Origin of the sequence: Microbacterium ureisolvens (assembly GCF_015278315.1) — a bacterium.
GTDB lineage: Bacteria > Actinomycetota > Actinomycetes > Actinomycetales > Microbacteriaceae > Microbacterium > Microbacterium ureisolvens.
In genome coordinates this window covers 390,328-404,894 of record NZ_JADIJE010000004.1, presented here as the reverse complement: position 1 = coordinate 404,894, position 14,567 = coordinate 390,328, and the positions used below count along the sequence as shown (strand labels likewise).

General features: G+C 70.2%; 12 protein-coding genes. 6 read left to right on the top strand and 6 right to left on the bottom strand.

All coding sequences use genetic code 11. The features are described from left to right. The 3 genes from IM767_RS09260 to IM767_RS09250 form a co-directional block, all read right to left on the bottom strand. Nucleotides 1–348 (bottom strand): biotin/lipoyl-containing protein (locus tag IM767_RS09260; RefSeq protein WP_339327392.1); only part of this gene is annotated, 348 nt, incomplete at its 3' end. Between the two features lie 62 nt (nt 349–410). Next, complete coding sequence (gene lpdA, locus IM767_RS09255) at nt 411–1,784, bottom strand: dihydrolipoyl dehydrogenase (RefSeq protein WP_109212212.1); 1,374 nt, start codon at nt 1,782–1,784, stop codon at nt 411–413. Next, the gene (locus IM767_RS09250) at nt 1,781–3,268 is read right to left on the bottom strand and encodes a leucyl aminopeptidase (protein ID WP_109212211.1); all 1,488 of its coding nucleotides are present in this window, start codon (nt 3,266–3,268) and stop codon (nt 1,781–1,783) included. Before IM767_RS09250 ends, lpdA begins: the two co-directional genes overlap by 4 nt. Before the next feature lie 166 nt (nt 3,269–3,434). On the opposite strand from IM767_RS09250, the gene IM767_RS09245 reads away from it, so the two are divergent. The 3 genes from IM767_RS09245 (at nt 3,435) to IM767_RS09235 (ending at nt 6,638) form a co-directional block, all read left to right on the top strand. Continuing rightward, complete coding sequence (locus IM767_RS09245; RefSeq protein WP_109212210.1) at nt 3,435–4,355, top strand: PAC2 family protein; 921 nt, start codon at nt 3,435–3,437, stop codon at nt 4,353–4,355. Between the two features lie 247 nt (nt 4,356–4,602). Beyond that, nucleotides 4,603–5,946 carry an RNA polymerase sigma factor gene (locus tag IM767_RS09240; protein ID WP_109212209.1) on the top strand — a complete coding sequence of 448 codons (1,344 nt, stop codon included), beginning with the start codon at nt 4,603–4,605 and terminating at the stop codon, nt 5,944–5,946. Next, nucleotides 5,943–6,638 carry a coenzyme F420-0:L-glutamate ligase gene (locus IM767_RS09235; protein WP_109212208.1) on the top strand — a complete coding sequence of 232 codons (696 nt, stop codon included), beginning with the start codon at nt 5,943–5,945 and terminating at the stop codon, nt 6,636–6,638. Before IM767_RS09240 ends, IM767_RS09235 begins: the two co-directional genes overlap by 4 nt. Before the next feature lie 78 nt (nt 6,639–6,716). Here the strand turns inward: IM767_RS09235 and IM767_RS09230 are convergent, their stop codons facing one another. Continuing rightward, nucleotides 6,717–7,739 carry a sugar-transfer associated ATP-grasp domain-containing protein gene (locus IM767_RS09230; RefSeq protein WP_109212207.1) on the bottom strand — a complete coding sequence of 341 codons (1,023 nt, stop codon included), beginning with the start codon at nt 7,737–7,739 and terminating at the stop codon, nt 6,717–6,719. A 45-nt stretch (nt 7,740–7,784) separates the two neighbouring features. On the opposite strand from IM767_RS09230, the gene IM767_RS09225 reads away from it, so the two are divergent. Both IM767_RS09225 and IM767_RS09220 read left to right on the top strand, forming a co-directional pair. After that, nucleotides 7,785–8,513: an alanine racemase C-terminal domain-containing protein gene (locus tag IM767_RS09225; RefSeq protein WP_239453515.1), complete on the top strand. Its 729-nt coding sequence runs from the start codon at nt 7,785–7,787 to the stop codon at nt 8,511–8,513. Then, complete coding sequence (locus IM767_RS09220) at nt 8,510–9,559, top strand: alanine racemase (protein ID WP_109212205.1); 1,050 nt, start codon at nt 8,510–8,512, stop codon at nt 9,557–9,559. Before IM767_RS09225 ends, IM767_RS09220 begins: the two co-directional genes overlap by 4 nt. A gap of 12 nt (nt 9,560–9,571) precedes the next feature. On the opposite strand, the gene IM767_RS09215 is transcribed toward IM767_RS09220, so the two are convergent. Beyond that, on the bottom strand, nt 9,572–9,790 hold the full coding sequence (locus IM767_RS09215) for a DUF7455 domain-containing protein (protein WP_109212204.1): 219 nt from the start codon (nt 9,788–9,790) through the stop codon (nt 9,572–9,574). A 168-nt stretch (nt 9,791–9,958) separates the two neighbouring features. On the opposite strand from IM767_RS09215, the gene IM767_RS09210 reads away from it, so the two are divergent. Continuing rightward, nucleotides 9,959–12,040 carry a DNA gyrase/topoisomerase IV subunit B gene (locus IM767_RS09210; RefSeq protein ID WP_422613771.1) on the top strand — a complete coding sequence of 694 codons (2,082 nt, stop codon included), beginning with the start codon at nt 9,959–9,961 and terminating at the stop codon, nt 12,038–12,040. A 56-nt stretch (nt 12,041–12,096) separates the two neighbouring features. Here IM767_RS09210 and IM767_RS09205 read toward each other — a convergent pair whose 3' ends face one another. After that, on the bottom strand, nt 12,097–14,553 hold the full coding sequence (locus tag IM767_RS09205) for a DNA gyrase/topoisomerase IV subunit A (protein ID WP_109212203.1): 2,457 nt from the start codon (nt 14,551–14,553) through the stop codon (nt 12,097–12,099). Between the last annotated feature and the right edge of the window lie 14 nt (nt 14,554–14,567).

Genomic DNA, 14,567 nt, shown 5'->3' with positions numbered 1-14,567 from the left:
GGCGGCCGGAGCCTGCGCGGGCGCTTCGGCGGCGGGCGCTTCGGCGGCGGGAGCGGCCGCCTGCTCGGCGGACGCGGCCTCGGGGGCCGGTGCGGCGTCGGGGGTGCCCGAGCCGTCGCCGATCTTGGCCAGCACGGCGCCGACCTCGACGGTCTCGTCCTCCTGCACGAGGATCTCCTCGATGACGCCACTGACCGGCGACGGGATCTCGGTGTCCACCTTGTCCGTGGAGATCTCGAGCAGGCCCTCGTCCGCCTGGACCGTGTCGCCGACGTTCTTGAGCCAGCGGGTGACCGTTCCCTCGGTCACGCTCTCACCGAGAGCGGGGAGGACCACGGATGTGCTCATGAGGATGTCTCCTTCTGAAGAAATATCGGATCTAGCTTAGTGATGGGGGGCGGCCCGAAGGGTCACAGGGCGTGCAGCGGCTTGCCCGCGAGGGCCAGGAACGCTTCGCCGAGGGCCTCGGACTGCGTCGGGTGCGCGTGGACGAAGGGCGCGATGTCTTCGGGGTGGGCCTCCCAGCCCACGGCGAGCTGCCCTTCGGTGATGAGCTCGCCGACGCGGTCGCCGATGAGGTGGACGCCCACGACGGGTCCCTCCTTCACGCGGACGACCTTGACGATGCCGCCCGTCCCGAGGATCTCGCTCTTGCCGTTGCCCGCGAGGTTGTACTCATAGGCGGCGATGGCCTCCGCGCCGTGCGCGTCGGCGGCCTGGGCCTCGGTGAGCCCGACCGATGCGACCTCGGGATGGCTGTAGGTGACCTTGGGGATCTGGCTGTCGGGGACGACGACGGGGGAGAGGCCCGCGATCTCCTCGGCGACGAAGATGCCCTGCTGGAACCCGCGGTGAGCGAGCTGGAGGCCCGGGACGATGTCGCCCACCGCCCGCACGTGCGCCACGCCGGTGCGCAGCCGCTCATCGGTGATCACGAAGCCGCGGTCGATCGTGATGCCCGCCTCTTCATAGCCGAGCCCTGCCGTGGCGGGCCCGCGGCCCACGGCCACGAGCAGATAGTCGGCGGTGAAGGTCTTGCCGTCCTCGAGCGTCACGGTGACGGCATCCGCTGTCTGCGTCGCCCCCTGGAAGCGCACGCCGAGCGAGTACTGGATGCCCCGCCGCCGGAACGCCCGCTCGAGGCCTTTGCTGAGCGCGACGTCCTCGTTGGGAACGAGGTGGTCCAGCGCCTCGACGATCGTGACCTCGGCCCCGAAAGAACGCCACACGCTCGCGAATTCGACGCCGATCACACCGCCGCCGAGGATCACCACACTGGACGGCACCTCGTCGAGCTCGAGCGCGTGCTCGCTGGTGAGGATGCGGCCGCCGATCTCGAGTCCGGGGAGGGTCCGGCTGTAGGACCCGGTCGCGAGGATGACATCGGCGCCGCGGTACAGGTCGTCGCCGACGCGGACGGCCGGTCCATCCTCCAGCCGGCCCTCACCGCTCACGACGGTGATGCCCCGCGCCTTCACGAGACCCTCGAGGCCCTTGTACTTCTTCGCCACGATGCCCTCGCGGTAGGCGCGGACGCCCGCCGGGTCGACGCCCTCATAGGTGGCCCGGATGCCCATGGTCGCGGCATCCTTCGCCGTATCGGCCACCTCGGCGGCGTGCAGCAGCGCCTTCGTCGGGATGCAGCCGCGGTGCAGGCACGTACCACCCACCTTGTCCTTCTCGATCAGCGCGACGGACTTGCCGAGCTCTGCGGCGCGCAGGGCTGCGGCGTAGCCGCCGCTGCCACCGCCCAGAACGACGAGATCGAAGGTGTGGTCGGTCATCGTGCCTCCTCATCGAGGTCTGCCAGGACGAAGCGGATCAGGCTGCGCACGGTGGCCGCAGTCGGTCCCTTGTCGGTGTAGCCGTACGGCGCGCCCTTGTGGGTCCCGCTGCCGGCGATGTCGAGATGCACCCAGGGGATTCGGGGAGCATCGGCATCGTCGCCCGTACGGCCGACGAAGTGACGCAGGAACAGTCCTGCGAAGAGCGAGCCGCCCGCGGGGTCGCCGATCTTGGCGTTCTGCAGGTCGGCGATGGGGGAGTCCAGCTCCTCCACCATGTGTGGGGGAAGCGGGAGCTGCCACGCCGGCTCCCCGGCCTCCGACGCGGCGGCGAGGTACGCGGCGACCGCCTCGTCGTCGCCCATGACACCGGTGTGTCGCGTGCCGAGCGCGATGAGGATCGCGCCGGTGAGGGTCGCGACGTCGACGATCACGTCGGGGTGCTCGCGGCTTGCGGCGACGAGTCCGTCGGCGAGCACGAGGCGGCCCTCGGCGTCGGTGTTGAGCACTTCCACGGTCGAGCCGTCGAGAAGGCGCAGCACATCGCCGGGGCGCGTGGCGCGGCCCGAGGGCATGTTGTCGGCGAGGCACAGCCAGGCGGTCACCTTGACCGGCGCCCCGACGGCTGCCACGGCGCGGAGCACCGCCAGCACGGTGGCGGCGCCCGCCATGTCGTACTTCATGCCCACCATCGAGGCGGCCGGCTTCAGCGACAGTCCGCCCGTGTCGAACGTGATGCCCTTGCCGACCAGCGCCACGTGACGGGCGGCCCCGGCGGGCGCGTACTCCAGCCGCACGAGGCGCGGCGGACGATCTGAGCCCTGGCCGACCCCGAGAATGCCCCCGTAGCCCTGCTCGCGCAGCGCCTCCTCGTCCAGGACCTCGACGGTCACCGGCACATCCGCGACCGCCTCGGTCGCGCGCTGCGCGACGTCGGACGGGCCGAGCCACTCGGCGGGGATGTTGACGAGATCCTTCACGAGGGCGACGGATGCCGCGGTCTCGGTGACGAGCTTCAGCGCGGCGTCGTCCGCCTCGGCCGTGCCGTGCACGACCACCTTCGCCGCGCGCGGCTTGGGCGCTTCGGTCTTGTAGCCCTCGAACCGGTAGCCGCCGAGTGCCGCACCCTCGGCGACGGCCGGCCACAGCGCCGGATCGGCGAAAGGGGCGGCGACGGACACCGTCGCGAACCCGGTCAGGGACCGGATCGCCGACCCGGTCGCGTCGCGGAGCGCCGTCGCATCCGGCGACGGCCCGGTGCCGACCACGGCGAGGGGGAGAGTCGTGCTCTCGGGCGCGTAGACCCGCAGCAGGGCTCCGGCGGCGCCGGTGAACCCCAGGGCGGTGAGCGCGTCGCCCAGGCCCGGCCATCCGGACAGATCGGGGGCGTCCTCCCCGTCCAAGGGCGGAAGAGCGAGGAGGAGGAGGTCGGCGTCGGACTCTCGGACGGGTGCAGTGCGGTACTCGAGGTCGGGGAACGACATGGCCTCCATCCTAGGTTTCGATACGTGCTACTCCGTCGCACTGCTCGCCCGGCGGGTCTCGACAGGGGACGCTGTCGCACCGCTGGATCCGGAGGGAGCGACGACTGTTCGCTCTGAGCGCGACCGACGCGACCCGGCGTCCGCGCACGGCTCGTAGCATGGAGCCATGCCCCTTCCCGGTCCGCTGTTCGAGCGCGCGGCATCTGCGCCGCCCGTACCGCGCGGACTGCCGCTGGTGATCGCCCTCACGGGGTTCACCGACGCCGGCAGCGCCGTGAGCCGTGTGATCGACTACTTCCGCGACGACCTCGACCCGTCTCCGCTGGCGGTCTTCTCCAACGACACGCTCCTGGACTACCGTGCGCGGCGGCCGATCGTGTCGTTCGAGAAGGACCATCTGACCGACTACCGCCCTCAGCGCCTCGAGCTCTCCTTCGCCCACGACGCTCTGGGCCAGCCGTTCCTGCTGCTGGCCGGCTACGAGCCGGACTTCGCGTGGGACGCGTTCGCCGCGGCGGTGCTCGACTTCACCGATGTCTACGGCGTGTCGACGGTCACGTGGGTCCACGCCATCCCGATGCCCGTGCCCCACACGCGACCCGTCGGCACCACGGTGAGCGGGACGCGCGCCGAGCTCACCGAGGCGCACTCGGTGTGGCAGCCCCACACGCAGGTGCCCGCGACCGCGGGTCATCTGCTCGAGTACCGGCTGGCGGCGGCGGGCGTCCGCATCGCCGGCTTCGTCCTGCTCATCCCGCATTACCTCGGCGACACCGAGTATCCCGCCGCGGCGCTGGCGGCGCTGGACAGCCTCACCGTCGCGACCGGCCTGGTGTTCGCGGGCGACGAGCTGCGTGACGAGAACCGGGAGTACCTGGGGAAGATCACCGAGCAGATCGAGGGCAGCGAGGAGCTCGCCCGCATGGTGCAGGGGCTCGAGGAGCGGTACGACGCCTACATGGCCGGATCGACCCTGGCGACTCCGATGATCCACACCGGCGATCTGCCCAGTGCGGACGAGCTCGCCGCCGAGCTCGAGCGGTTCCTGGCCACGCGGCCGGGCGAGGACGACAAGCGCGGCTCCTGACGAGCGGATCGGGCGATGCGCGGAATTGCGGCCGCCGCCTGAGCGTTGACCTCTTGTGATGGAGGTGCGCCGGACTCCGCGGGGCGATGCTGGCGGCGCACGGCAAGTATGAGATACTAGACGCTCTGACCCGTTGTCAACCGTCTTCGAGGGCTTCCCTCCGAAGATCGGGACTTGACAAGGGTCTTACTAGTGTCCGAAACCGACCGGAGACGCGCAGGGCGCGTCGACCGGTGAAAGGCGAAACGTGACTCCAGGCACGAACACCAAGGCTCGCTCGGCCGCGAAGGACACCGAGACGGACGAGACGAAGGCTGCGGCCACCAAGAAGGCTCCCGCGGCCAAGGGCGCGAAGGCCAAGGCCGCGCCGAAGACCGCGTCCAAGCGCGCGAAGAAGTCGGACGACGAGTTCGAAGACGACGTCGAGGAGCTCGACGACGACGTCGAACTCGAGGCGGACGACATCGACGAGGACGCCTCCGACGAAGCCGCCGAGGGCGCCGCCGTCAAGGACCCGAAGGCCGCGACCACCGAAGAGACCACCGCCACCGAGGAGGAGGACGAAGAGGAGGAGAGCACCAAGCCCGCCTTCACCGAGCCGCTCCCCACCGGCGCGATCGTCATCTCGTCCAGCGACGAGGACGACGTCCCCGTCTACTCGACGCAGATCACCGGCGCCACCGCCGACCCCGTCAAGGACTACCTGAAGCAGATCGGCAAGGTGCCGCTCCTCAACGCGGCCGAAGAGGTCGAGCTGGCGATGCGCATCGAGGCGGGCCTCTTCGCCGAAGAGAAGCTGTCGCACATGTCGGCGGCCGAGAAGACCTCGCAGCTCGGGCTCGACCTGCAGTGGGTCGCCCGCGACGGCCAGCGCGCGAAGAGCCACCTGCTCGGCGCGAACCTGCGACTCGTCGTCTCTCTCGCCAAGCGCTACACCGGTCGCGGCATGCAGTTCCTGGACCTCATCCAGGAGGGCAACCTCGGCCTCATCCGCGCGGTGGAGAAGTTCGACTACACAAAGGGCTTCAAGTTCTCGACGTACGCGACGTGGTGGATCCGTCAGGCCATCACCCGTGCCATGGCCGACCAGGCGCGCACCATCCGCATCCCGGTGCACATGGTCGAGGTCATCAACAAGCTCGCCCGCGTGCAGCGGCAGATGCTCCAGGACCTGGGCCGCGAGCCCACGCCCGAGGAGCTCAGCCGTGAGCTGGACATGACCCCCGAGAAGGTCATCGAGGTGCAGAAGTACGGCCGTGAGCCGATCTCGCTGCACACGCCCCTCGGCGAGGACGGCGACAGCGAGTTCGGCGACCTCATCGAGGACACCGAGGCCGTGGTCCCCGCCGACGCGGTGGGCTTCACGATGCTGCAGCGTCAGCTCGAGTCGCTCCTCGACTCGCTCTCCGAGCGCGAGGCGGGCGTGATCCGCATGCGCTTCGGCCTGGGCGACGGTCAGCCGAAGACGCTCGACCAGATCGGCGACACGTTCGGGGTCACCCGCGAGCGGATCCGCCAGATCGAGTCGAAGACGATGGCCAAGCTGCGGCATCCGTCCCGCTCGCAGTCGCTGCGGGACTACCTCGAGTGAGCGAGGCGAACGCAGGCAAGGCGCTCACCGTCCAGGTCGAGGGCTCGTCGTTCGCCCGCATCCCGATCCGCACGCGGGTCGTGATGCCGGGCGACGACCTCGACCAGTTCATCCGCGAGAACGCGGCCGATGTCGTTCGCGACGGCGACCTGCTGTTCGTGACCGAGAAGATCGTCGCGATCACGCAGGGCCGCTCGTATCTCGTAGACGACATCAAGCCGCGCAAGCTCGCCTTCTTCCTGTCGAAGTACGTCACGCGCACGCCCTATGGCATCGGACTCGGCATGCCCGAGACGATGGAGATGGCGCTGCGCGAGTGCGGCACGATCCGCATCCTGTTCGCTGCCGCCGTCTCGGCCGTGACCAAGCTGTTCGGCCGCAAGGGGGACTTCTACCGCATCGCCGGCGACAAGGCCCGCGCGATCGACGGCCCGACCTCGGGCACGATCCCGCCCTACAACAAGGCTGTCGTGCTCGGTCCCGAGCGCCCGCGTGAGGTGGCGACGCACCTGAAGGCTCTGCTCGGCAACGTGCCCGAGGTCGCGGTGGTCGACATCAACGACCTCGGCGGCAACATCCTCGGATCCACGCTCGACAAGTCAGAAGAGAAGCGGCTCGTCGCGATCCTCAAGGACAACCCTCTCGGCCAGGGGCACCAGTCGACGCCGCTCGGCATCGTCCGCGCGGTCTGACGCCGTCAAGAATCGCGAAAGGGTATGTCTCCCGACGGAGACATACCCTTTCGCGATTTCCGGGGAGGGATCTTTCGGTCAGAACCCGATGGCCTCGCGGTAGCGCTGCTTGTGACCGGTGCGGATGCCGGTGACGCTCGGCTTGTTCTCGTAGACACCGGCACCCCAGTTGCCCTCGACGAGCACCGGCCCGTCCGGGGACACGACGATGTCCCAGCCGACGTACTGCACCTGCGGCACGACGCGGGCGACCTGGTCGACGAACTCCTTGACCTGCTCGACCATGGGCAGCTGGAAGTCGGCGATCACGAAGCCGCTGTCGGGGTGCTTCACGTGCACGTGGCCGTGGGAGTCGTAGCCGGGGCCGACGGCGTGCCCGCTGTCGTCGAGCATCGTGTAGAAGCCGCCGAACGTCATCTGGTCGCTGACCGCGCCGCGGCCGAACTTCTGCGCCATCGCGAGGATGTGCGTCTTCTCGCCGTCGAAGAACGCGGTCACGCGCGTGGTGTTGACGGTTCCCGGGCAGACCGCGGCGAGGTCCTCGTGCTGGCGGATGACCTCCTCGATCAGCAGCTCGCCGCGCGAGAGCAGACCCCGATGGAAGTCGTCCCAGTCGGTCACGTCGGCCGCATGGTAGCGGTGCACGCCGGTGCCGGCCTGGCCGACCGGCTCCTTCGTGACCACGGTGCCGTGCTTCTCGGCGAACGCGCGCACGGCGTCGGCGTTGCCCTTCTCGACCACCATCCAGTCCCGGCGGAGGAACGAGCTGAACGTGCGGTCGAATTCGACCTTGTCCTGGAAGAGGCCGCGGTAATCGGGGTGGTCGTACTTCTGCGACAGCTCGTTCGAGACCGGGTGGGTCATGAAGGTCGCCCGCTCGGCACGGTTCAGGATGGCGAAGTCGTAGTCCACGTAGTCCTGGAATCCGACCTGCTTGAACCCCGCCGACCACAGCATGTCGACCACGACGGCCGGCGTCCACTTGCCGTGCTCGCGCGCCGTCTCCTTCGCGCGCTCCAGCACGGAGCCGACGTCGATGCGGCGGACGCGCCAGGCGAGGTAGCGAAGACGATTCGAGAGGGCGAGGCCCTGAGAAGACATGCGTGCTCCGGGGTCGGGTGCGGGGGACCCCGATAGTCTAGAGGCGTGAGTTCGTCGATCCCTGGGCACCACACATCCGTGCCGGGATCGACTGCCCGCAGCGCACCGGTGGCGCGCATCTCGCGCTCCGCGCTGGCAGGCAATGCGCGCAGCGCTCGTGAGCACGGCATGCGGTCGTTCGATCCGTCGATCCTGCGGGCGGATGCCTGGGGCCACGGCGCGCGGCTCGTGCAGGAGATCCTCGACGCCGAGGGGTTCTCGGGTGAGAAGACCGTGCCCGGTGAGGGCGTCGACAGGCTCGATTCGCGGGCTACGGCGGAACCGGCGGAGCACGTGCTCTCCGGACGCCTGCTCTACGGGCTCCCGGGCAGCGAGGCCGCACCGGCGCTGCGGCTGACCGGGACCGTGCTGTCGGTGAAGGATCTCCGCGCGGGCGAGGGCGTGTCGTACGGCTATGCGTTCCGAGCGTCGGAGGACACCCGAGTGGCGCTCGTGACAGGCGGGTACGCGCAGGGCATCGTCCGTTCGCTCGGCGGCGCCGTCGAGGTCGCGCGCGCGGGGGACAGGCACCCGATTATCGGGAGGGTCGCGATGGACGTATGCGTGATCGAGATCGGCGAGGCGCGCGTTCGGCGGGGCGACGAGGTGCTCTTCCTCGGCGATCCGCGCGACGGAGAGCCCTCGCTGTCGGACTGGATCCGCGCGACGGGCCTGCGCGACCACGAGCTGATCACCGCGGTCGGCCTGCGGGCCTCCCGAGAGGAGGCCCGGTGACCGCGCGCCTTCACGTGGACCTCGCAGCACTGCGATCCAACATCGCCCGGGTCCGGTCGACCGTCGCCCCCGCCGAGTTCATGCTCGTGGTGAAGGACGATGCGTATGGCCACGGGCTGGAGCACGTCGTACAGACGGCCGCGGCGGCAGGGGTGACCTGGTTCGGCGCCTTCGATGCGCGCACCGGCGCCGCGGTCCGCGCGGCCGTCGGGCCGGGGCCGCGCATCTTCGCGTGGATCGCGGCGTCGCGCGCCGATCTCGAATCCGCCATCGCCGCGCGGCTCGACCTGGGTGTCGGCGACGCCGGCCTCCTCGAAGAGCTGGCCGAGGTCGCCGCGGGGGCGGATGAGCCCGCGCGGGTGCATCTCAAGATCGACACCGGGCTGCACCGCAACGGCGTGCGACCGGAGCGCTGGCCCGAGTTCGTCGCGCGCGCCGCCGAACTGCAGGCCGCCGGCCTGATCGACGTGGTCGGCGTCTGGAGCCACATCGCCGAGGCCTCGGACGCCGAGGACGACGACGCCCGCCGGGTCTACGAGGAGGCGCTCGCGCAGGCCGAGGCAGCGGGCCTGCGTCCGTCGATGCGCCACCTCGCGGCCAGCGCGGCCTCGTTCGCCCGCCCCGAGTTCCGCTACGACATGGTCCGCGTCGGGGCGTTCTGTTACGGCATCCGCTCCGCGGGCGGTCCGTCCGCCGCCGACCTGGGGCTCATCCCCGCGGCGCGGCTGGAAGCCGACGTCGTCGGGGTCGGAGCGGAGTCCGTAACGGTCGACATCGGCGCCCTCGATGGATTGCCGACGTCGTTGGGTCACCGGGCGGTGGTCGGCACGCCCGCGGGTCCGCGCCTGCTGGTCGCCGTCGGCGCCGCGGAGTCCCTCGTGCAGGCGTGGCCGGGGGCGGCGGTCGGCGACGTCGTGTCCGTCTACGGGCCGGGCGCGCGGGGGGAGGGAACCGCCACGGACCTCGCAGAACTCATCGGAACGATCGGCGAGGAGATCGCGCTCAGGGTGTCGCCGCTCGTCCCGCGCGAATACTCGTCGCGGTGAGCGGCGCGGCCGTCACTCGGCCAGGCGGGCGGTCTCGTCGTGCCACGACGTGGCGACGGCGCGCAGCTTCTCTTCGTACTTGCGGCCGTGGTGGGCGCAGAACAGCAGCTCGCTGCCGTTGACCTCGGCGGCGATGTAGGCCTGGGCGCCGCACGAATCGCAGCGGTCCATCGCGGTCAGGCGGTACTCGAGGACGGCGCCGGTCTCGGTGGGTGTCGATAGCGTGGTCATTTCGGTGCCTCCTCGTATGCGTAGAACTCTCTCGCGGTCATGAAATACAACCACGCCGATGTTCCGAGAATGCCGCGAATGGATGACATTTCGCTGTGCGCGTAGCGCTGCTGCGCCGAACGCGTGTCTGCCCGGGGCTGTCGGGCGCCACGATTACGATGGGAGATTGTGACCGCCGAGTACTCCGCCCATCATCTCCAGGTGCTCGAAGGGCTCGAAGCGGTCCGGAAGCGCCCGGGCATGTACATCGGCTCGACCGACTCGCGCGGTCTGATGCACTGCCTGTGGGAGATCATCGACAACTCCGTCGACGAAGCCCTCGCCGGTCACGGCTCGCGCATCGACATCGTGCTGCATGCCGACGGCAGCGTCGAGGTGCGCGACCGCGCCCGCGGCATCCCCGTCGACATCGAGCCGCGCACGGGCCTCTCGGGCGTGGAGGTCGTCTTCACCAAGCTCCACGCCGGCGGCAAGTTCGGCGGCGGCTCGTACGCGGCCTCCGGCGGCCTGCACGGCGTGGGGGCCTCGGTCGTCAACGCCCTGTCGGAGCGACTCGACGTCGAGGTCGACCGCGGCGGCAAGACCTGGGCGATGTCGTTCCACCGAGGCGAGCCCGGGGTCTTCGCCAACGGCAGTCCCGATTCCGGGTTCACCCCGTTCGAGGACCGCAGCGAGCTGCGAGTCGCCGGCCGCGCACCGAAGGGCGCCACCGGCACCCGCATCCGGTACTGGGCCGACCGCCAGATCTTCACCAAGGACGCCGCGTTCAACCTCCAGGAGCTGGAGCAGCGCGCACGGCAGACCGCCTTCCTCGTGCCGGGGCTCGAGATCGTCATCCGCGACGAGCGACCGGGCACCGAGACCGGGGAGCCCGTGGAGACGAGCTACCGCTTCGACGGCGGCATCTCGGAGTTCGCCGACTTCCTCGCGCCCGACTCCGGCGTCACCGACACGTGGCGTCTCACCGGAGAGGGGAAGTTCACCGAGACCGTTCCGGTGCTGCAGCCCTCCGGCGCGATGGTTCCCACCGAGGTCGAGCGCGAATGCCACGTCGACATCGCCGTCAGGTGGGGAACCGGCTACGAGACGGTGTCGCGCTCGTTCGTCAACATCATCGCCACGCCCAAGGGCGGCACGCACCAGCAGGGGTTCGAGCAGGGCCTCATGAAGGTGCTGCGCGATCAGGTCGCGCAGAACGCGCGGCGTCTCAAGGTGGGCAACGACAAGCTCGACAAGGACGACATCCTCGCCGGCCTCACCGCCGTGCTGACGGTGCGGCTGCCCGAGCCGCAGTTCGAGGGGCAGACCAAGGAGGTGCTCGGCACGCCGGCGGTCCGCCAGATCGTCTCGAACGTGGTCACGCGCGAGCTCACCGCCCGGTTCACCTCGCCCAAGCGCGACGACAAGGCGCAGACGGCGCTGCTGCTGGACAAGCTCGTCTCCGAGATGAAGGCGCGCATCTCGGCGCGCACGCACAAAGAGACGCAGCGTCGCAAGAACGCCCTGGAGTCGTCCTCGCTGCCGGCGAAGCTCGCGGACTGCCGATCGAACGACGTCGGCGAGTCGGAGCTGTTCATCGTGGAGGGCGACTCGGCTCTGGGCACGGCCAAGCTCGCGCGCAACAGCGAGTTCCAGGCGCTCCTGCCGATCCGCGGAAAGATCCTCAACGTGCAGAAGGCGTCGATCAGCGACATGCTGTCCAACGCCGAGTGCGCGGCGATCATCCAGGTGATCGGGGCCGGATCTGGCCGCTCGTTCGACCTCGACACCGCGCGCTACGGCAAGATCATCCTGATGAGCGACGCCGACGTCGACGGCGCGCACATCCGCACGCTGCTGCTCACGCTGTTCTTCCGGTACATGCGGCCGCTGATCGAGGAGGGCCGCGTGTTCGCGGCGGTTCCGCCGCTGCACCGCGTCGTGGTGATGAACCCCGGCTCCAAGCCGAACGACACCGTCTACACGTACTCCGAGGCCGAGCTGCACGGCCTGCTCACCAAGCTCACCAAGGCGGGCAAGCGCTGGCAGGAGCCGGTGCAGCGCTACAAGGGGCTGGGTGAGATGGACGCCGACCAGTTGGCGACGACCACCATGGACCGCGCCGGCCGTACCCTCCGACGCGTGCGGATGCAGGATGCCGAGGCTGCGGCATCCGTCTTCGAACTGCTCATGGGCAACGACGTCGCGCCGCGCAAGGAGTTCATCATCGACTCCAGCGACCGCCTGGCACGCGAGCGCATCGACGCGTAGCGCCGCGTGGCCCGCGCCGGCTCGTCTCGCCGATCGGTGTGAGACGAGCCGTTCCGTCAGCGCACGCCGGTGCCGACTGCGCCCACGACGCCGTCGAGCGGCGCGCCCGACGCGTCGCGCTTGGCACCGGACTGCGGCAGCGCGCGCGTGGAGCCGTCGGCGCCGAGGGCACGCGGATCGGTGCCGACCCAAGCGACGGTGAGCGCGTCTTCGCCCTTGAGGAACCGCTGCGCCCGGACGCCGCCGGTGGCGCGCCCCTTCGCGGGGAACTCGCTGAACAGCGACACCTTGCCGCTGCCCGCGTCGGTGCCCGCCAGAGCGGTCGTCGAGCCCGCGATCGTCACCACGACCGCGTCGAATTCGGAGGGTCCGACCACATCGAACGCGATGACCTGCGCGCCGTCGGTCAGCCGGATGCCTGCCATGCCGCCGGCGGAGCGGCCCTGGGGACGCACCGACGAGGCGTCGAAGCGCAGCAGCTGGGCGTCGCTCGCGACGAAGACGAGCTCCGCGCCGTCGGAGGCGGGCGCCGCGCCGACCACGCGGTCGCCGTCCTTCAGCGCGATGATCTCGATGTCGTGCTTGTTGCCGAGCTCGCCGGCGGCGACGCGCTTGACCACGCCCTGCGCCGTGCCCAGCGCGATCGGCGGGGTGTCGGCGAGCGGCACGATGGCGACGAGGTGCTCGCCGCCCGAGAGACCGAGGTACTGGTCCGCGCGCGTGCCGGCCGCGAGCTGGACGGAGTTGGCCGGCACCGAGGGCAGGTCGACGGGGGAGAAGCGGACGAGCCGGCCGTGACTGGTCACCGCACCGAGGTCGCCGCGGGTCGTGGTGTCGACGGCCGAGCGGATGGCGTCGTGCTTCGAGCGACGCGAGGGTGCCACGATGCCGCCGCCGGGGGCGTCGGCCACGAGCTCGGCGCGGACCATGCGGCCCGTCGCCGAGAGGAACACGCGGCACGGAGCGTCGGCGATCTGCAGGTCGGCTGCGGCCGCGGCCGCGCGCGAACGCGGCTGCACGGGGCCGCCGTTGAGCAGGAGAGTGCGCCGCGGCGTGCCGAAGGCCTCGGCCGCGGCATCCAATTCGTGCGCCACCTGCGCCCGCAGCAGCACATCGCTGCCGAGCAGCTCCTCGAGCTGCGCGATCTCCTTTTTGAGGTTGTCGCGCTCGGCCTCGAGCTCGATGCGCGAGAACTTCGTGAGGCGGCGCAGCCGGAGCTCGAGGATGTACTCGGCCTGCGGCTCCGACAGGTCGAAGACGCTCATGAGGCGGGCGCGCGCCTGCTCGCCGTCGTCCGACGTGCGAATCACCTGGATGACCTCGTCGATGTCGAGGATCGCGATGAGGAGGCCCTCGACGAGGTGCAGGCGCTCGTTGCGGCGGGCGAGCCGGTAGCGGCTGCGCCGCGTGACGACGTTGATGCGGTGGTCGAGGTAGACCCGGAGGAGCTCGCGCAGGCCGAGCGTCTGGGGCTGCCCCTCGACGAGTGCGACGTTGTTGATGCTGAACGAGTCCTCGAGCGGCGTCAGACGGTAGAGGTGCTCCAGCACCGCCTGCGGGTCGAAGCCGGTCTTGATGCCGATGACCAGGCGCAGTCCGTTGTGCCGGTCGGTGAGATCGGTGACGTCAGCGATGCCCTGGAGCTTCTTCGCGTTGACGGCGTCCTTGATCTTCTCGATCACGCGCTCAGGACCGACCAGGTACGGCAGTTCGGTGACGACCAGACCGGTGCGGCGCGGGCCGAGGGACTCGATGGAGACCTTCGCGCGCGTGCGGAAGCTGCCGCGGCCGTTGGTGTAGGCGTCCTTGATGCCGTCGAGGCCCACGATGATCCCGCCGCCCGGGAGGTCGGGGCCGGGCACGAACTCCATGAGCTCTTCGACCGTCGCCTCGGGGTTCTCGAGCAGGTGCGTCGCCGCACCGACCACCTCGATGAGGTTGTGCGGCGCCATATTGGTCGCCATGCCCACCGCGATGCCGGTCGTGCCGTTGACCAGCAGATTGGGGAACGCGGCCGGCAGCACCTCGGGCTGCTGGAACTGGCCGTCGTAGTTGGGGATGAAGTCGACGACATCTTCGTCGAGGTTCTCGGTGAGGGCGAGCGCCGGCGCGGCCAGCCGCGCCTCGGTGTAGCGGGGTGCAGCGGGACCGTCGTCCAGCGACCCGAAGTTGCCATGACCGTCGACCAGCGGCACGCGCAGCGAGAAGGGCTGAGCCAGTCGCACCAGCGCGTCGTAGATGGGGGCGTCACCGTGAGGGTGCAGCTTCCCCATGACCTCGCCGACGACGCGCGCGCTCTTGACGTGGCCGCGGTCGGGGCGCAGTCCCATGTCGGCCATCTGGAAGAGGATGCGCCGCTGCACCGGCTTCAACCCGTCGCGGGCGTCCGGCAGCGCGCGCGAGTAGATGACCGAGTACGCGTACTCGAGGAACGACGTCTGCATCTCCGAAGAGACGTCGACGTCCTCGATGCGTCCGTGGTCGGCGGGGGAATCGGTGCGGGAAGCGGGCATGTGACGATGAAGCC